Source organism: Croceitalea marina (assembly GCF_042684265.1).
GTDB lineage: Bacteria > Bacteroidota > Bacteroidia > Flavobacteriales > Flavobacteriaceae > Croceitalea > Croceitalea marina.
The window spans coordinates 534016-553660 of record NZ_JBHULB010000007.1; the positions used below are offsets into that span (position 1 = coordinate 534016).

The 19645-nt window shown below is 37.0% G+C and carries 16 protein-coding genes; 7 read left to right on the top strand and 9 right to left on the bottom strand.

The window, feature by feature from the left end:
• Window positions 1-105: 105 nt before the first annotated feature.
• The 3 genes from glmS to ACFSQJ_RS06465 form a co-directional block, all read right to left on the bottom strand.
• Complete coding sequence (glmS, locus tag ACFSQJ_RS06455; RefSeq protein WP_377766136.1) at window positions 106-1953, bottom strand: glutamine--fructose-6-phosphate transaminase (isomerizing); 1848 nt, start codon at window positions 1951-1953, stop codon at window positions 106-108.
• Between the two features lie 126 nt (window positions 1954-2079).
• Window positions 2080-3966 (bottom strand): DUF4270 domain-containing protein, encoded by a 1887-nt coding sequence (locus ACFSQJ_RS06460; RefSeq protein ID WP_377766137.1) that lies wholly within the window; start codon window positions 3964-3966, stop codon window positions 2080-2082.
• A 5-nt stretch (window positions 3967-3971) separates the two neighbouring features.
• Window positions 3972-4781, bottom strand: a complete 810-nt coding sequence (locus ACFSQJ_RS06465) for a glycogen/starch synthase (RefSeq protein ID WP_377766138.1) — start codon at window positions 4779-4781, stop codon at window positions 3972-3974.
• Window positions 4782-4883: 102 nt separating this feature from the next.
• On the opposite strand from ACFSQJ_RS06465, the gene panC reads away from it, so the two are divergent.
• The 5 genes from panC to radA are packed head-to-tail and all read left to right on the top strand — an operon-like array spanning window position 4884 to window position 9640.
• A complete protein-coding gene (panC, locus tag ACFSQJ_RS06470; RefSeq protein WP_377766139.1) occupies window positions 4884-5729 on the top strand; it encodes a pantoate--beta-alanine ligase in 846 nt (281 codons plus the stop codon).
• Between the two features lie 17 nt (window positions 5730-5746).
• Complete coding sequence (gene panD, locus ACFSQJ_RS06475) at window positions 5747-6097, top strand: aspartate 1-decarboxylase (RefSeq protein WP_377766140.1); 351 nt, start codon at window positions 5747-5749, stop codon at window positions 6095-6097.
• A gap of 2 nt (window positions 6098-6099) precedes the next feature.
• Window positions 6100-7065, top strand: a complete 966-nt coding sequence (locus ACFSQJ_RS06480; RefSeq protein WP_377766141.1) for a lysylphosphatidylglycerol synthase transmembrane domain-containing protein — start codon at window positions 6100-6102, stop codon at window positions 7063-7065.
• 24 nt (window positions 7066-7089) lie between these two features.
• The gene (locus tag ACFSQJ_RS06485) at window positions 7090-8232 is read left to right on the top strand and encodes an alpha/beta hydrolase (RefSeq protein WP_377766142.1); all 1143 of its coding nucleotides are present in this window, start codon (window positions 7090-7092) and stop codon (window positions 8230-8232) included.
• Window positions 8233-8278: 46 nt separating this feature from the next.
• Entirely contained in the window at window positions 8279-9640 is a 1362-nt protein-coding gene (gene radA, locus ACFSQJ_RS06490) for a DNA repair protein RadA (RefSeq protein WP_377766143.1), read from the top strand.
• Window positions 9641-9647: 7 nt separating this feature from the next.
• Here the strand turns inward: radA and ACFSQJ_RS06495 are convergent, their stop codons facing one another.
• Together ACFSQJ_RS06495 and ACFSQJ_RS06500 are read right to left on the bottom strand one after the other, a co-directional pair.
• A complete protein-coding gene (locus ACFSQJ_RS06495; protein WP_377766144.1) occupies window positions 9648-10688 on the bottom strand; it encodes an aldo/keto reductase in 1041 nt (346 codons plus the stop codon).
• Window positions 10689-10749: 61 nt separating this feature from the next.
• Window positions 10750-11511 (bottom strand): exodeoxyribonuclease III, encoded by a 762-nt coding sequence (locus tag ACFSQJ_RS06500; RefSeq protein WP_377766145.1) that lies wholly within the window; start codon window positions 11509-11511, stop codon window positions 10750-10752.
• A 51-nt stretch (window positions 11512-11562) separates the two neighbouring features.
• Here ACFSQJ_RS06500 and ACFSQJ_RS06505 point away from each other — a divergent pair, with 51 nt between their 5' ends.
• Window positions 11563-13617, top strand: a complete 2055-nt coding sequence (locus tag ACFSQJ_RS06505) for a TonB-dependent receptor family protein (protein WP_377766146.1) — start codon at window positions 11563-11565, stop codon at window positions 13615-13617.
• Window positions 13618-13621: 4 nt separating this feature from the next.
• The gene (locus ACFSQJ_RS06510; RefSeq protein WP_377766147.1) at window positions 13622-13963 is read left to right on the top strand and encodes a VOC family protein; all 342 of its coding nucleotides are present in this window, start codon (window positions 13622-13624) and stop codon (window positions 13961-13963) included.
• Window positions 13964-14020: 57 nt separating this feature from the next.
• On the opposite strand, the gene katG is transcribed toward ACFSQJ_RS06510, so the two are convergent.
• The 4 genes from katG to ACFSQJ_RS06530 form a co-directional block, all read right to left on the bottom strand.
• A complete protein-coding gene (gene katG, locus ACFSQJ_RS06515; RefSeq protein ID WP_377766148.1) occupies window positions 14021-16216 on the bottom strand; it encodes a catalase/peroxidase HPI in 2196 nt (731 codons plus the stop codon).
• Window positions 16217-16471: 255 nt separating this feature from the next.
• Complete coding sequence (locus tag ACFSQJ_RS06520) at window positions 16472-17119, bottom strand: class I SAM-dependent methyltransferase (protein WP_377766149.1); 648 nt, start codon at window positions 17117-17119, stop codon at window positions 16472-16474.
• 17 nt (window positions 17120-17136) lie between these two features.
• On the bottom strand, window positions 17137-18678 hold the full coding sequence (locus tag ACFSQJ_RS06525) for a glycine--tRNA ligase (protein ID WP_377766150.1): 1542 nt from the start codon (window positions 18676-18678) through the stop codon (window positions 17137-17139).
• 37 nt (window positions 18679-18715) lie between these two features.
• A complete protein-coding gene (locus ACFSQJ_RS06530; protein WP_377766151.1) occupies window positions 18716-19618 on the bottom strand; it encodes a hypothetical protein in 903 nt (300 codons plus the stop codon).
• Window positions 19619-19645: the final 27 nt, after the last annotated feature.

Here is a 19645-nt window from a genome sequence, read left to right on the forward strand (position 1 = left end):
GCATGCATAGTACTTTTTTCTAATAAAAAGCCCTTTCCTAGTATTAAATTAACAAAAAAACGGCCTAATTAGGCCGTTTTTAATATTAAATGAATTTTTTATTAGTTACTCTACGGTAACCGACTTTGCTAAATTTCTAGGCTGATCCACGTTACATCCTCTCATTAATGCAATATGATAGGACAACAACTGTAGTGGAATAGTAGTCAAAAGAGGTGTCATAGGTTCAGAAGTTTCTGGGACTTCTATTACGTGATCCGCTATTTCTTTAACGCTCTTATCTCCTTCGGTAACGATTGCTATGATTTTTCCGCTTCTAGATTTAATTTCCTGTATGTTACTAACAACCTTTTCATAATGACCCTTTTTGGTTGCAATTACAACTACGGGCATTTCTTCATCTATAAGTGCTATGGGCCCGTGCTTCATCTCAGCAGCCGGGTAACCTTCAGCATGGATATAGCTAATTTCTTTTAATTTCAGTGCGCCTTCTAAAGCAACTGGAAAATTATAACCTCTACCTAAGTATAAACAATTGGTTGAATCTTTATATACCTCGGCAATTTCTTCAATCAACTTATTAGACTCCAAGGTCTTCTCTACTTTACTGGGTATACCCTCAAGTTCAGTTAAATATTCATGAAACTTAGATTCTGACATAGCACCCTTCTCTTTCGCAAGTTTTAAAGCAATTAGCGATAACACTGTAATCTGAGTGGTAAAAGCCTTTGTTGAAGCCACTCCAATCTCTGGACCAGCATGGGTATATGCTCCCGCATGAGTTTCACGCGCAATCGAAGAACCAACAACATTACACACGCCAAAAACAAAAGCACCTTTTTCCTTAGCCATTTTTATTGCAGCTAAAGTATCAGCAGTTTCTCCAGATTGGGAAATTGCAATTAATACATCCTTATCGGTAATAACAGGATTACGGTATCTAAATTCAGAAGCATATTCTACCTCAACCGGTATTCTTGCCAAATCCTCAAAAATATACTCTGCAACAAGGCCGGCATGCCATGACGTTCCACACGCTACAATTATTATTCTATTTGCGTTAATGAACTTTTCAAGATTTTGATCTATTCCGGCCATTCGAATTAAACCTTGATCCGCAAGTAGTCTTCCTCTATAGGTGTCTAAAATAGCTCTTGGCTGCTCATAGATTTCCTTAAGCATAAAGTGATCATAACCCCCTTTTTCTATCTCTTCGAGATTTAATTGAAGTTCCAAAATATTTGGATACGCTATTGCGTCATCCTTAATCTTACGGAGTTTTATTTCTTTACCAATTCTAATAATTGCCATTTCTTCATCTTCTAGATAAACAGCATTATTAGTAAATTCTATGAAGGGAGATGCATCGGAAGCAATAAAAAATTCATTCTCTCCAATACCAATAGCAAGTGGACTACCTAATTTTGCAACAACTATTTCATCGGGTTTATTTTTATCAAATACAGCTATTGCATAAGCACCGACTACCTGATTCAGTGCAATTTGAACAGCTTTCCCAAGTTTAACGCCTTCTTTCTTCTTAACTTCTTCAATTAAGTTAATCAGGACCTCTGTATCTGTATCCGACTCAAAAGAATACCCTCTCTTAATTAGAGCTTTTTTAAGTGATTCATAGTTTTCTATTATTCCATTATGTATAATGACCAAATCTCCGGAATTGGAATAATGTGGGTGTGAATTCACATCATTGGGTACACCATGTGTTGCCCAGCGCGTATGCCCAAGACCTAGTTTTCCATTTGTAGAAATAGTAATCTCTGCTTTATGCTTCAAATCTTCTACTTTTCCTTTTGTTTTTGCCAAATGGGTGTCTTCTCCATCGAACAGTACTACGCCAGCACTATCGTACCCTCGATACTCTAATCTTTGAAGACCTTTTATTACGATTGGATAGGCATCACGATGACCTATATACCCTACAATACCACACATAAGTAAATAATTTTTAAGAGGTTATAAACTCTTAATGTTTGCAAATTTAAACTATGACCAATAAAATCTGCTGAAAATATAGATAACTAACGTAAAAAACCTTTAAGTCGTATCAACGGCCTTCCGCTAATTCGCTTCTGTATAGAAAATTTGAAGCTTAAGTTTTTTTGATTCGTTCTCTGGAGAAACATTACTCCCAAAAAGAACGGTACCCAAGGGGTTAACAGTAGACATAATCGGCACATTGATATCACTGACCGAACCTGCGCCAATTGCTTGGGCAACATTAGGTATTGAAATATTTGATGTAAGTGCTAAGGCTAGTTTGGCGTTGGTAGAATCTCTTACAATGATATTATTTATATGTTCTGTTATTTTAACAGTATATGTATCACCCAATTCTCCATCTTTTTCAATTATTCCATCATAATTTAAAAATAACCCAAGAGGGTTATCAGATGAATTAAATTCGGTTGCTATATTATATAATGGTTGATTGGTTTCAGCGTTGAAAAGATAAATTCTAGGAGGCTCAATACTATTACCAACAGCATCTCTATCTATAGAAAAGACTAAACTGGCTTCGTTAATAATCCAATTATTTTCTTTAATCTCGTTTATGATTGAGGAGCCATCGACTTCATCAAAGAGTAAAAGCTCAGCAATTGTTCCCGCTCCTCCTTTTAAATAAATTCTTTCTGTGTTTTCCCCATTGTCCAAGCTAGATACAATTTCAGAAGGATATGGGTGATTATTTAAGGTATTTACTGCATTTCCAGTGACATTGTTGTTGGATACTTGCAAAAAGTTTAAAACAAAATCTCTCTCTATTCTTTCCGTAGTGCTCTGGGCACCATCTTCACCTGCCACGAAATTATCGTATTCGTAGGTTATTGTAAGATTGGCCTGAGTCAAATCCAATAACAACAAAATTTCGTCTGTACTCTCAGGAGTAATAGATATATGTAATCCACGAAGAAAATCGTTAAAATTAGACTGGCTCAATAGCTCAGAATCTCCTTCTTTATCAATAAGGTTCTCTTGAAAAAATTCAGGGCTTAAATTAACCCGAATCCCTGGATTTAAACGAGTCTCTATGACCTCTGATTCATCAACGTCTTCAGTATCTGGATTATCATCTTGAAAGGAAATAAATTCTTCATTACTAATAGTTACTTGGGTGTCTGCCAGTAACTCGCCAGTGAATGTTGGTGAAAATTGCTGATTAGAAAAATATTCTTGTGCCTCCTCAAAATTACTATTAGGGTCTAAATCTCTAAGAAAAAATGTAGACCGTTCAACTTTTAAATTAAATTGAGCCCCTACTAAATTATCTTCAACGACACTAGTTGAAAAAATACTATCCAATTCAAATTTTCTTGGAAAAACATTAGGTACAAAATCATCATCATCTGCATCATTGATACCATCTCCGTCAGTATCTGGATTGAAAGGATCAGAACCCTGAACCCTTTCCTCATTATTACCTAGACCGTCTCCATCAATATCATTATTGGGGTCATTTTCACCGCCTGGCTCCTGCTCATCAGGAACACCGTCTCCGTCAGAATCCCTACTAAACGCTTGTGACAATTGATATGGTATATAAAGTACAACTTCTTTTACTTGCTCGTTTTCCAATATCGTAGATTCTACTTCATCGGTTTCTGCCGCATCCTCTGTGGCTTGGGTTAAATCTCCAAAAAAATTCGAAGTTGATCCCGTATTTTGATTTATGGGCAGCCTTAACTGGGCTGTAATCCTAGCCTCAGTTCTTCCAAAAACAGGATCATTGTATGTGCCTAACTGATAAATAGGCAGGCGATTTGTCTGAACGGCCTCAATATTTTTGTTAAAAGCAAAAACATCAAATTCCGCTTTTCCAGTAGTAAAGGGTTCACCCGCGACTACCCCTTCACCAATTGTATTCAATTCTTCTTCACAGGAAGCAACAAGTACCACCAAAAATGCCCCAACAAAAGCTGGAAATAAATTTTTACCAAAAAAGCTCATGCAATTTATTTTAGAACCTCTGTTTTATAGAAATTAGAATAAGCCTCTTCAGATTCTTGGACTGAAACATAAGGCAAAACAGGTTTTTGCAGACTTTCAATATATTGCTGTAAATCTTCAGAAACCCCTTCTGAGGCTAAAATAATCGCATCTGAATAATCTACGGCAACCTTTAACAAATTATTATAGTCAGGTGTACTAAGTGGCGCTATTTTGCTTTCATCGATACCATCGAAAGCAATTTTCTTACCCATATCTGCATTAAGGGCCCCTTCAAAGCCCTGATCATAAACCGAGGTCACAATCTTACTATCTGCAAAAATAGGTTCATCCGCATAGTATTCTCGAAGATATAGCGGTAATAATGAAGCCATCCACCCTTGCACATGTATAATATCAGGGGTCCAATTTAATTTTTTGACTGTTTCAACTACCCCTTTTGCAAAGAAAATTGCCCGTTCATCATTGTCAGGAAATAAATTCCCTTCCTTATCGGTAAAAGTTCCTTTTCTTTTGAAGTATTCTTCGTTATCGATAAAGTATACTTGAATACGTTCTTTTGGAATAGAGGCCACTTTTATAATAAGAGGCATATCCATATCGTTAATCACTAAATTCATCCCTGAAAGACGAATAACCTCATGTAATTGATGTCTTCTTTCATTAATATTTCCATACCTAGGCATGAAAATACGTATCTGTCCTCCACTACTGTTCACCATTCTTGGGGCTTCGTATGACATTAAAGAAACAGGATTCTCTGGGAGGTAAGGCACTAATTCAGAAGATACAAACAATATCTTTTTACCATTCATAAACGCAATTTTTATGTATCTGAAAAAACGTAGCTGCAAAAGTACAAAAATAATGTAGATATGCAGTATTTATAGTATTTTTGCGAGCTTTTATGCTCATTCATGCAGGTATTACACTACAAAAAAGAGTTGCGAGACATTTTATCATCCAAAGACGGCAAAAACCATACCATAGGGTTTGTGCCCACCATGGGTGCTCTACATAAAGGACATCTTTCACTGGTAAACAGGGCCCTCAATGAAAATGATATCGTTGTAGTGAGTATTTTTATTAATCCCACGCAATTCGACAATAAAGAAGATCTTGAAAAATATCCTGCAAATCTTGAAGAAGATATGGTTTTGCTAAAAACAATATCTAATGACATTCTGATTTTTGCTCCATCGGCCAAAGAAATATATGATGAAAAAATTGACTCCAAAGAATTCGATTTCAATGGCTTGGAAAAAGTAATGGAAGGTGAATTTAGGGCGGGACATTTCAATGGTGTAGCTACAATCGTTGAACTGTTACTTCTAACTGTAAATCCTACTCGGGCCTATTTTGGAGAAAAAGATTTTCAGCAGCTTCAAATCATTAAAAAACTTGTGGAACTTAAGGGTTTTCCGTTTAAAATTATAGGCTGCCCCATTGAAAGAGAAGCCAATGGTCTGGCAAGAAGTTCACGTAATGAACGTCTGTCATTGTCTACACGAGAAAAAGGTGGTTTTATTTACAAAACCTTGAAAACTGCCAAATTAAAATTTGGCACGGAAAGTGCTAATTCTATTGAAGAATGGGTAGTATCAGAGTTTGCAAGAAACGCTGTTTTTACATTAGAGTATTTTCAAATTGCAGATATTAATACATTAACACCCATTTTAAAAAAACAAAAAAATGTAAAATACCGAGCTTTTATTGCCGTCTATGCAGAAGGTATTCGCTTGATAGACAATATAGCTCTGTAAATTCTTAAATTTGTACCATGCAAATAGAAGTTGTAAAATCAAAGATTCATCGAGTAAAAGTTACTGGTGCAGACCTGAACTATATTGGTAGTATTACAATTGATGAAGATTTGATGGATGCTGCAAATATTATTCGTGGCGAAAAAGTTCAAATTGTAAATAACAACAATGGTGAACGACTTGAAACCTATGCAATTCCCGGACCAAGAGGTTCAGGTGAAATCACCTTAAATGGTGCTGCATCAAGAAGAGTGGCCGTTGGCGATGTTTTAATTTTAATTACCTATGGTAGTATGGACATTGAGGCGGCTAAAAGCTTTATGCCAGCCCTAGTTTTCCCAAATGAGGACACTAACTTACTCAACTAGTTTTGAGTGATTCTGCCAAAAAATTTCTAAAGACCTTCATCCCCATTGCATTGGGAATCTTTCTAATTTGGTATTCTTATACGTCTACCTCACCTGAAGAAAGAAAACAGATTATGCATTATATCTCTAATGCGAGTCCGTTTTGGGTTGGACTTTCGGTTGTCATTGGAATTCTAAGCCATATCTCAAGAGCCATTAGATGGAATTATATGCTCAAACCTTTGGGATACAGCCCAAAACTAAGCAATAATGTATTTATCATTTTGATGGCATATTTTGCAAATCTTGGAATTCCAAGATCAGGTGAGTTCTTAAGAGCGACTGCCCTAACCACATACGAAGGTGTTCCATTTGAAAAAGGCTTTGGAACTATAGTGACCGAAAGAGTCATAGACCTTATTATGCTTTTAGTGATAATTTCAATCGCCTTGGTCTTACAAACAGATATTATACTTGAGGTACTTAACGAAAAAGGTGTTAATCTAGTTGGTGCTGCTGGCATTCTATTTGTTGGTATTATTGGTTTACTAGTTGCTGTAAAGGTTATTAAAAAGTCCAATGCAGGGTTTGCCCTAAAGCTTAAAAATTTTTTAAGTGGTTTGTTGGATGGGATTTCCAGTATCTTAAAAATGAAAAATAAATGGGCATTTGTTTTTCATACACTATTTATTTGGGCATGTTATATTGCCATGTTCTGGGTCATTAAATACACTGTCCCAGAAACCGTAAATCTTACACTTTCAGAATTACTGATTGCATTTGTTGGAGGCGCTTTTGCAATGTCTACTACAAATGGCGGTATAGGTCTTTACCCAATTGCTGTAAGTACCTCGTTGGCAATTTTTGGGATTTCTTCAGTTTCGGGAGATGCTTTTGGTTGGATAATGTGGATTGCACAGACCCTTATGGTTGTAATTTTTGGGGCAATATCTTTTGCACTACTTCCGTTATTGAACCGAAACCGATAATACTGATTATCAAAAGCCTAACAAATGAAGAAGTTGTTTTTGCCAATATTGGCATTATTTTGCTTTAGTGTTAACGCCCAAGTACAAAAAGAGATTTTTGAATCGTTTAAACTACAGGAAAGAAGAGACGTTTCCTATTACTTTCCAGTAGATTATACAGAAGACAAAAAATATCCTTTAATTCTAGTTTTAGATGCCGATTACCTTTTTGACTTAGTTGTAGCCAATGCCAAATTCTATAGCAAACACAACCGTATGCCCGAGGCCGTTGTTGTAGGAGTTCATCAAAGTAAGAACGACCTTAGATGGGAAGATTGCGATTTCGAACAAACCACAGGCTTACCCACAGAAAAGGGGAAACTGTTCTACGAATTTTTAGGAACCGAACTTATACCATATCTTGAAACAAACTATAAGATTGCACCGTTTAAGATGTTTATCGGTTATGATATCACTGCCAATTTTGGCAACTACTTTTTATTTAAAGATAAATCATTGTTCAACTCTTACTTGACCATATCTCCTGTACTGGCCACTGAAATGGAAAGTAGGGTGCCCTCTAGGTTATTAGATTTAGACCAAGAAATATTTTATAATGTAGTTTTAGAAAAAGAAAAGACAGAAGATCGCCAGCGTATGCTTCAAATGGATAATGCCATAAAATCGATTTCTAAAGAAAATATTCATTACTTCTTTGATCAATACGACGAACCGGATCATATTTCAATAGCCGCTTATGGCGTAAGTAAGGCATTTGACAATGTCTTTAAATTATTCAGGCCTATAAGCCCTAAAGAATACAAAGAGCAAATACTTAAATCGGAAGAACCTGTATTTAAATATCTAGAGGAAAAATATAGTCGCATTGAAGACCTCCTAGGGTTTGAAAAACAGGTGGAGCTCAATGATATCATGGCAATTTATGCTGGTTGTGTAAAAAAAGAAGATTATGAATCTTTAAAAGAACTTTCTCAGGTCTGTAAGAAATTCTACCCAGAAACTATGATGGGCTTCTATTTTGAGGGCGAATATCTTGAACTGCTCGGAGAGCCCAAAAAGGCAAAAAAGGCATTTGAGAAAGCGTACCAGATGGAAGAGATAGATTTCTTGACAAAAGACCTTGCCATTGAAAAATTGGATGCCCTTAAAGCTGATTTTGGCTTTTAAAATATAGAACTTTAAACTTATCTTTAGCCAAATTCCTTTTAGGTTTATGGCTAAAACCAAAACAGCTTTCTTTTGCCAAAATTGCGGTACCCAGTATGCCAAATGGATCGGGCAATGTACTTCTTGTAAACAATGGAATACCATTGTTGAAGAAATCGTGCAAAAAGAAGAAAAAAAAACTTGGAAGACTAGTTCAAGTACGCTTCAAAAAGCTTCGAAACCACTTCGGGTCAACGAAATAAACAGTGACAAAGAAATTCGATTTAACACTCAAGATATCGAGTTTAACCGTGTTTTAGGAGGAGGGCTTGTGCCTGGTTCTTTAACGCTTCTTGGTGGGGAACCTGGAATTGGTAAGAGTACACTCTTACTACAAATTGCCTTAAAATTACCATATAAAACACTTTACGTTTCTGGCGAAGAAAGCCAAAAACAGATAAAGATGAGGGCAGAACGTATTCATCCCAGTTCTGAAAATTGCTTTATCCTTACTGAAACAAAAACACAAAACATCTTTCAACAGATTGTGGCATTAGAGCCCGATTTGGTTGTCATTGATTCTATACAAACATTACATTCAGATTATATTGAGTCAGCCGCGGGTAGTATTTCTCAAATTCGTGAGTGCACCGCCGAGCTTATAAAATTTGCAAAAGAGAGTAACACTCCTGTTATTCTTGTTGGACACATTACCAAAGATGGAACTATTGCCGGGCCTAAGATTTTAGAGCATATGGTTGATACCGTTTTACAGTTCGAAGGTGACCAAAACTATGTATATCGTATTCTTAGATCTCTTAAAAATCGTTTTGGTTCTACCGCCGAGTTGGGAATCTATGAAATGCAGGGTAGTGGACTTAGAGAAGTAAACAATCCTTCAGAGGTTTTGATTTCAAAGAATGATGAAAATTTAAGTGGTGCCGCCGTTGCTGCTACCGTAGAGGGTATAAGACCGTTGCTTATTGAAATTCAAGCGTTAGTAAGCACCGCTGTTTACGGAACCCCACAACGCTCTGCTACCGGGTTTAATGCTAAAAGATTAAATATGCTTTTAGCTGTATTGGAAAAGAGGGCCGGGTTTAAACTTGCCGCGAAAGATGTATTCTTAAATATCACTGGCGGTATATCTGTAGACGATCCAGCGATAGATCTAGCCGTAATAGCCTCTATATTGTCAAGTAATTTTGACACTCCTATTCCAAAAGGGGTATGCTTTGCGGCAGAAGTTGGTCTATCTGGTGAAATAAGAACAGTTCAACGAACGGATCAACGCATATTGGAAGCTGAAAAACTCGGCTTTACATCTATCTATGTTTCCAAAAACAATAAAATTACATTGAAAGATACCAAAATCAAGGTGCGTTTAGTTTCAAAAATTGAAGATGTCGTAAGTACCCTATTTAAATAATTTAGCTCTAAGGCGCGGGATTAGGAATTTCTTCATGAATCGCTTCAATACCTTCTAAAACTTCATCCGATAAATCGATATTAATACTATCTACATTTTCCTTCAATTGCTCCATAGTTGTGGCCCCAATAATATTACTGGTTACAAAAGCTCTCGTATTTACAAAAGCCAATGCCATTTGCGTTAACGAAAGACCGTTGCTTTCAGCAAGATCAAAATACTTTTGTGTTGCGGCCATAGCATTTTCTCCGCTATATCTGTTATAGTTTGGAAATAAGGTTACTCTTCCTTTTCTAGGTTTTTGACCTCCTAAATACTTTCCGCTCAAAACACCAAAACCCAAAGGAGAATACGGAATTAAGCCTATCTTTTCTCTTATCGAAATCTCAGAGAGCCCTACTTCAAATAATCTATTTAAAAGATTATAAGGGTTTTGTATGGTGACCATTCTTGGCAAATCTTGATGTACTTTGGCCTCCTCAAGAAAGCGCATCGTGCCCCAAGGTGTTTCATTAGATATGCCTACCTGTCTAATTTTACCTTCTTTGACCAGATCGCGAAGAGTTTCTAAAATCTGATGGATATTATCCTCCCAAAAATCAGGTTCACCGGCGTTAAAACCTCTTTGCCCAAAATAGTTTGTGTTTCGTTCTGGCCAATGCAACTGATATAAATCAATATAATCGGTCTGTAGTCTTTTTAAACTTCCTTCTACTGCAGTAATGATTGAATCTTTACTGAAACCGGTTGTTCTGATAAACTTTGTGTAATCTCCAGGACCAACAATTTTTGATGCCAAAACTATCTTATCCCTATTCCGATTTTTTTTGAACCAGTTGCCAATTATCTCTTCTGTAACCGCGTACAATTCTTTCTTTGCCGGAACAGGATATAATTCTGCCGTATCAAAAAAGTTTACCCCTTGCTCCAAGGCATAGTCCATTTGCTCATGACCTTGTTCCTCAGAATTCTGGCGTCCCCAGGTCATCGTACCTAAACAAATTTTACTAACTCTAATATCAGTATTGGGTATTCTGGTGTATTTCATGAAAAAAGCAATTTTGAACGCAAAAATAGTCGTTTTGCACTACTGTTTTCTTAAGAAAACTCTAATCTATTTCAATAAGGATAGGGCAATGATCGCTATGTTTTGCTTCGTTTAGAATTACAGAACGTTTTAACCTATCTTTCAAAGAATTGTTTACCATGCCATAATCTAAACGCCATCCTTTATTATTATTTCGGGCATTGGCTCGGTAGCTCCACCAGGTATAATTATGAGGTTCTTTATTAAAATGTCTGAAACTATCAATAAAACCACTTTCGATAAAATTACCTATCCATTCTCGCTCTACTGGTAAAAATCCCGATACATTTTTAAGCCCTACGGGATTATGGATGTCTATGGCTTCATGGCAAATGTTATAATCTCCGCAAACAATTAGGTTTGGTCTAATCTTTCGAAGCTCATTAGCATATTTTTGAAAATCTGCCATGTAGGTCAATTTAAATTCTAACCTATCCATATTACTACCTGAAGGCAAATACATGCTCATTACTGAAACATCCCCGAAATCAGCCCTAATATTTCTTCCTTCAAAATCCATATAGTCAATACCAGTGCCATATTCAACATGGTCTGGCTCTTGTTTACAAAGTAACGCTACACCACTATACCCTTTTTTTTGGGCGCTGAACCAGTAATTATAGTTATAGCCGGCTGCCTCAAAAAGTGAAACATCTACCTGCTCTTTCATGGCCTTGGTTTCTTGTATACAAACCACATCTGGGTTAACCGACTGCAACCATTCTATAAAGCCTTTGTTCAAGGCTGCTCTAATGCCATTAACATTATAAGATACTATTTTCATCTACCTAATTTTGCTTAAAAATAGCTAAATTTAACCCTTACTTTCCGCTTAATGAAACATGTTTTTATTATTGTAGTTACCTTTTGTTATTCCTATGTTTTAATTGCCCAAAATGATTCTATCACCAATCTTGACGAAGTAACTCTTATCGAAGAATTTATTGCCAAAAAGGCCATCGGCATTACAGAATCATCAAGCATTGATGCCGATAATTTAGAACAATTTAGCCCGATAGATTTTGCAGGGGGTATCAATCAAATTTCAGGGGTATACCTGCTTTCTGGGGCTTTGAATACTAACCGCATTACCATTAGAGGTGTAGGGTCAAGGTCTCGTTTTGAAACTGATGAAGTACGTATGTATTTTAATGGCATTCCGGTTACTGATGGAACCGGAATTTCTACAATTGAAGCTTACGACTTTGAAAATATGGGGCGCATTGAAGTAGTGAAAGGTCCAAAAGCTACCTCACTTGGCACTAATCTTGGTGGCGCATTACTTTTGAATACCATACCTCCAGTAGTGGGAGAGACCTTTTTGCAAAATAACTTCACCATTGGTTCTTATAACCTCATTAAAAATAATTTGGCTTTTCGGCATTCAGAAAAAAACTTCAATATCAATGTAAATTACAATCATTTAGAGACTGATGGTTTTCGCCAGAACAACCACTTTGAACGTGATGGCTTTTTGCTGACTTCTTCTTTACGAATAAATACCAAAAACAAAATAGATTTTTTAATTAACCATATTGATTATACTGCAGGTATACCCAGTGCAATCGACGAAATCGATTTTAGAGAAGACCCTCGAAGAGCCGCTTCTATTTGGTTGGCTGCCAAAGGTTTTGAGACCAACAACTATAGCTTGACAGGAGTATCATACCAACATCAGTTTAATCAGCACTTAAAAACCACCAATAGCATTTTCTACAGCTATTTAGACCGTTTTGAACCCAGCCCATTTGAAGTTTTAGATGAATTTACCCATGGATATGGTTTTAGGTCAGTGACAGAAGGACGCCTATTTAAAGGTGATTTCACATTTGGCGGTGAACTATATCGAGACAATTATTACTGGAAAACTTTTGAAAATCTATTTCGAAAAAATGAAGGAAATGGATATTTACGGGGCGCTCAAGAATTAGATAATAAAGAAATAAGGTCGCAACTCAATATTTTTGCCACCTATGGGTTTTCTATATCAAAAAGACTTTTGGCACAAATTGGTATTAATTTAAACAATACCAACTACCGTTTCTTTGATCAGTTTAATACAGGTAATGCCAACACTTCTGCCGAGCGCAATTTTAACCCTATTGTTCTGCCAAACCTTAATCTTCAATACACTTTCAATAAAGGACGATTTTTTGCCAATATCAGTAGAGGCTTCTCTAACCCTGGTATTCGAGAAACCTTGAATCCAGACCGAGTACTAAATTCTAATATAAATCAAGAAAAAGGTATTAGTTATGAAGTTGGTAGCTCTTTTTCTTTGTTTAAAAACGCATTCAACCTAAATACTTCTGTTTACCGTATGAACATTAATGATTTGTTGGTATCTGAACGGCTTGACGAAGTACGGTTTATTGGAAGAAATGCTGGTAGTACCAGGCATCAAGGTTTTGAATTCGATGCAAATTATCTGTGGAAGATATCTGATAAATGGTCGGTTAGCCCCCGCATTAGCTATACCTTTAACGACCATATTTTTGTGGATTTTATTGATGGCGATAATAACTTTTCAGGTAATGAATTAACAGGTGTACCTAAACATCTTGTTTACTCAGGTTTAACTTTAAAGCAATCCAAAGGATTTACCTTTAATCTTACACACCAATTTGTCGATGAAATCTCACTTACAGATGCCAATACCGAATTTAGTGAAGCTTTTAATGTTTTCAATGTGCAGTTACGCTACCGGGCTATGCTTTTTAATAAATTACGGTTTGAATTAAATGTTGGTTCAAACAATATCTTTGATACCACATACGCACAATCGGTATTGATTAACCAGCGGAGTTTTACCAGCGCTCCACCTCGCTTTTTCAATCCAGGAAATGGCAGAAATTATTTTGCTGGACTACGTTTAAATTATATGCTTTAAAAAAATGAAGACTACACCTATTAATTATATCGAATTAAAGTCTACTGACCTTAAAGCGACCAAAACATTTTATTCACATGCTTTTGGCTGGTCTTTTACAGATTATGGAGATGGTTATACTGCCTTTACAGATAGTGGTGTTGAAGGTGGTTTTGAACTTACAAAAGAATCAATTGTAAACGGTGCACTAATAGTTTTACACCATAATGATTTAAAGGCCATTAAAGAAAAGGTCATTGACTTAGGGGGAACAATCTCTTTGGATATTTTTTCATTTCCCGGAGGGCAACGTTTTCATTTTTTAGATACTTCTGGCAACGAGCTTGCGATTTGGTGTGAAGAATAAAAAAAGCATCCTAATGAAGATTAGGATGCTCTCTTTTTTCATAGCAGTATTGAGCTGTTATTTTAAATCAAAACGGTCAAGGTTCATTACCTTAGTCCATGCTGCAACAAAGTCTTTTACGAATTTGTCTTTTGCATCATCAGTACCGTAAACCTCAGTAATAGCCCTTAGCTCTGAATTTGAACCAAAAATCAAATCTGCACGGGTTCCTGTAAACTCCACCTTACCAGTAATTCTATGGCTACCTTCAAAGTACCTATCATCTTCAGAAGTTGCTTTCCAAGTATAGGTCATATCTAAAAGATTGGTAAAGAAATCATTTGTAAGGCTGCCTACATTATCGGTAAAAACACCATGATTAGAACCCTCGAAGTTCGCTCCCAGTACACGAAGACCACCAACTAAAACAGTCATTTCTGGCACAGTCAAGGTCAATAAATTGGCCTTGTCTACTAATAGGTCTTCAGCAGCAACCTGTAAATCAGACTTTATATAGTTTCTAAATCCATCCGCCAATGGCTCTAAATAGTTAAACGACTCTATATCTGTTTGTTCTTGACTTGCATCACCTCTACCTTGGGTAAAAGGCACTTCAATATTATGACCGGCATTTTTTGCAGCTTCTTCAACACCAACATTACCGGCCAAAACGATTAAATCAGCAATAGAAACGTCTCCGTTAAATTCATTTTGAATTCCTTCTAAAACAGTGAGTACTTTATTTAACTCTGTAGGGTTATTGACTTCCCAACTGCGTTGTGGTTCTAGTCGAATACGACCTCCGTTAGCACCACCACGTTTGTCGGAACCTCTAAACGTAGAAGCCGACGCCCAAGCCGTAGTTACCATTTGTGAAACACTTAAGCCTGAAGCAGCAATCATATTTTTCAATGATTCGATATCGTTATCACTAAGTTCGTAACCTACAGTAGGAATCGGGTCTTGCCATAATAGCTCTTCGCTAGGTACTTCAGGACCTAAATAACGGGCAATAGGGCCCATATCTCTATGCGTTAACTTGTACCAAGCACGTGCGAACGCATCTTCAAATGCCTTATGGTCTTCATGAAAACGTTGTGAAATTTTCAAATAAGCCGGGTCTGTTTTTAATGCAATATCGGCAGTAGTCATCATTAAAGCTTGCGTTCCATTTCCGCCAGCAGACGGTGCCATTTTGGCCTTTGATTCAGCTGTAGGTGTCCACTGATGTGCCCCTGCAGGACTTTTTGTGAGTTCCCAGTCGTAGTTTAATAGCACATCAAAATAATCTGCATCCCATTGTGTAGGGTTTGGAGTCCAGGCACCTTCAATTCCACTTGTAATGGTATCTTCTAGAACCCCAGATTTATACGAATTTTTCCATCCGGTACTCATCTCTTCAATAGAGGCACCATGAGGTTCTGCACCAACATATTTGTTAGGATCTGCAGCACCATGTGCTTTACCAAAAGTATGACCGCCTGCTACAAGAGCTACGGTTTCTTCATCGTTCATGGCCATACGACCAAAAGTTTCCCTGACGTCGGCTGCCGAACCCATAGGGTCAGGGTTTCCGTTAGGGCCTTCTGGGTTTACGTATATCCAGCCCATCATTACGGCGCCTAGATGACCTTCTAGCTCTCCATCTTCATAACGCTCTTCATTTGCGCCCCATTCGGTCTCACTACCCCAATATACATCTTGCTCAGGTTCCCAAATATCTTCTCTACCTCCGGCAAAACCAAAAGTTGGAAAGCCCATTGATTCTAGAGCACAGTTACCTGCTAAAATCATCAAATCTGCCCAAGAAATACTACGACCATATTTCTTTTTAATTGGCCATAAAAGTAAACGGGCTTTATCTAGATTGCCATTATCTGGCCAGCTATTGATCGGGGCAAATCTTTGATTGCCACCACCGGCACCACCGCGACCATCACCAACACGATAGGTACCTGCACTATGCCAAGCCATACGAATCATAAAACCACCATAATGCCCGTAATCTGCAGGCCACCAATCTTGAGAATCGGTCATTAAATCGGTGACTTCCTTTTTTAATGCTTTATAATCGAGACTGTTAAATGCAGCTGCGTAATCAAAATCTTCATCCATAGGGTTAGAAGCAGCTGAATGTTGACGAAGAATATTCAACTTGAGTTCGTTGGGCCACCAATCGCGGTTTTTGACACCTTGACCTGCCGTTTTTTTAGTTGTACCAGCAAAAAAGGGACATTTGTTGATGTCTCCATTTCCGTTGTGCGGATCGCTCATAATATTTAGATTTTTATTTTACTTAGTTGAAAGTTTTAAAAATAAGATTCTTCTGTTAAAGAATATTTCTCAATTTATTTTTTTGAGTTATGTAACTATTGGTAATGTTTATACTGGGAGCTGTAAAGTATTGTTTTTGGTTATCTTAGTGCCTATTCTTTAATCAAAACTCCGTGAATCAGCTGAAGTATCTGTTTTTCGGTTTTATAAGTACTTTAGTATAGTCTATGTAGCAAAATAATAGTACTTAAGCCACTAATAAACTTTATACAGTGTTGTTCGAAGAAGCCCTTTGAATTCATCTAAAGCTAATTCAGACAATAATTTTTCTTCTTTTACTTGGAGATTAAAAGGAGGCGCCAAAAGATTAACACCACTTTCCTTTTTTAACCGAATTCCCTGACCCGCAATAATATCCTTATTGGGTTCAAAATCACCTTTGGGCAGGTGTTCCGTCAGAATTATATATTTAAAAGCATTTAGCTTATTTACTACCTGCTGGATTTCTATATTGGATAGATGTTGGAGCACTTGTCGTAGTATTGCACAATCTGTTTTGGGCAATGGGTCTTTTGCAATATCCAAACAATGAAATTCTAAGTTTTTCGCCTTAAACTTTTGGGTGTTGTAGGTAATTAAATCTGGTACAATATCAATACCAACATACTTACGGGCATGCTTTACCAATTTTTTTCCTACATTAAAATCTCCACAACCTAAGTCACATACTGTAATTGGTTCTTTAAAAGAAGTTAAAAATGATGTTACAGCTTCTATATAGGGATGTATAATCTCTGGATTGTGTGAGCCTACACCCGAATAAAACTCAGTGCTATTATCACCCCAAAGCTTCATTTTATAAATCTGCTCCATGACCTCTTTTGTCGGCCAAGGTTGCTTCATCTTTTTAGCAGAGACTTTTAAATCTTTTTCAACCATTCTCGCATATCCACTTCTTTGGAAATAATGCTTTTTACCTCCGAGAGTTTAACACGTTGCTGTTCCATAGTATCTCGATGACGAATGGTAACAGTTTCATCTTCCAGAGTTTGGTGATCCACAGTGATACAAAAGGGTGTTCCATTGGCATCTTGCCTACGGTAACGACGGCCCACGGCATCCTTTTCATCATAGGCCACATTGAAGTCCCACTTTAGCTCATCAATTAATTTTTTGGCCACTTCAGGTAGACCATCACGCTTTAAAAGTGGCAGAATGGCTGCTTTGGTCGGTGCTAGAACTGCCGGCAATTTTAAAACTGTTCTCGTAGTATTGTTTTCAAGCTCTTCTTCTTGCAAAGAATTACTAAAAACGGCTAAAAACATTCTATCAAGACCAATAGAAGTTTCCAATACGTAAGGCACATAGCTTTTATTTTCTTCTGGATCAAAATATTGAAGTTTTTTACCCGAATGCTTTTCGTGCTGGGCTAAATCAAAATCGGTTCTAGAGTGAATCCCTTCCAATTCTTTAAATCCGAATGGAAATTTAAATTCGATATCCGCCGCTGCATCTGCATAATGTGCCAATTTTTCATGGTCATGAAAACGGTAATTGTGTTCACCCATACCCAAAGACAAATGCCAATTCATTCGCTTTTCTTTCCAGGTGTCGTACCATTCTTGTTGCGTACCGGGTTTTATAAAAAATTGCATTTCCATCTGCTCGAACTCACGCATTCTAAAGATAAATTGACGTGCGACGATCTCATTTCGAAACGCTTTACCGGTTTGGGCGATACCAAACGGAATTTTCATTCTGCCTGTCTTTTGAACATTCAAAAAGTTTACAAAAATACCTTGTGCTGTTTCAGGCCGCAGGTATAAATCCATCGCAGAATCTGCCGAAGCCCCAAGCTTGGTGCCAAACATTAAATTAAACTGTTTTACATCGGTCCAATTCTTAGAACCAGAAAGCGGGCAAGCGATTTCAAGTTCTTCAATCAAAGCTTTCACATCTGCTAAATCTTCATTTTCAAGAGATTTACCTAAACGTTTCAATATACCATCTGCCTTGGCCTGATAATCAACTACTCGACCGTTAGTTTCTAAAAACTGTTTTTTGTCAAAACTATCACCAAAACGCTTTGCAGCTTTGGCAACTTCTTTATCAATCTTAGCTTCAATTTTGGCTACATAATCTTCTACCAAAACATCTGCGCGATACCTTTTCTTAGAATCTTTATTATCTATTAGAGGGTCATTAAAAGCATCAACATGGCCAGAGGCTTTCCATGTGGTGGGGTGCATAAAAATGGCAGCGTCAAGACCCACAATATTGTCATTTAGCTGCACCATGGCCTGCCACCAATATTCGCGTATATTTTTTTTGAGTTCAACTCCATTTTGGGCGTAGTCATAAACTGCGCTTAACCCATCGTAGATTTCACTTGACTGAAATACATAACCGTATTCCTTAGCATGTGAGATTACCTTCTTGAAAATGTCTTCTTGATTTGCCATTGGGCAAAAATAGTACAATGACTAAAAAGAGTGAAGTTTATTTTAACTGAAATTCCGTAGAAGATAAAAGGCGTTCGTCTTCAAATATATTTAAAGTATAAATACCTTCTTCCAAAGAACCCTCTGGCACCGTAATGGCATCGCAAACGCTAAGCTCTTTGCCAAGATAAACGAGCTCTACACGTTTACTGTAGGTATTACCCCCAACAGAAATAGTATTTGCATTATCTTCTATAACTTTCATGTCTGGATTCAGAAACTGAAGATAGATCACTTTAATGTTTCCTCTTTCGTTCGGATTACCTAAAATGGTGACACAACCTCTAAGTTTTTCTATGATAGAAGCCTTATTGGTTTGTATGGGTCTACCGGCACGTAAGCGAAACCCAGAACCTTCTGCACTATTTTCGCTCATTTGCAAATAGCTTTTCACCTTCAGCTCTTTACTAAGCTCCTTATTTTTTTGTCTTACAAGAGATTCGGCTCTCTCCAGACTATTGGTTTTACCTCTTAACTCTTGTATTTCTTTACGTGTCTTTTCGTATTTATCTGCCAAAAGACTATTGTTATAGCGTAAAAAGTTGTTCTTAACCTTCAAACTGTCGAACTTCAATTCCAACGCCCTTAGCACTTTTTGACTTTCTTTTAGCTTGGTAATACTGAAATTTAATCGGCCAACGGAATCCAATAATTTTTGAACTTGCGTTTGTGAAGTTTGTAATTCAATATCGTTTATCTCATTAAGACCAGACAATCTATCGACCTCGACCTTCATTAAGGTTACGTCTTTTACAAGCAACTCTTTTTGGTCCTCTAGATAACTTAATTGCGTTTGAGATTGGGCATAGCTGTAGTAGAAGGCTATTAGAATAGCGATAATGACCGCAACTAATGCCGTTGAAATTATTTTATAATTGAATTTAGTATCTTGAGATTCCATCAATAAGAGGCAAATTCAGCAGGTAAT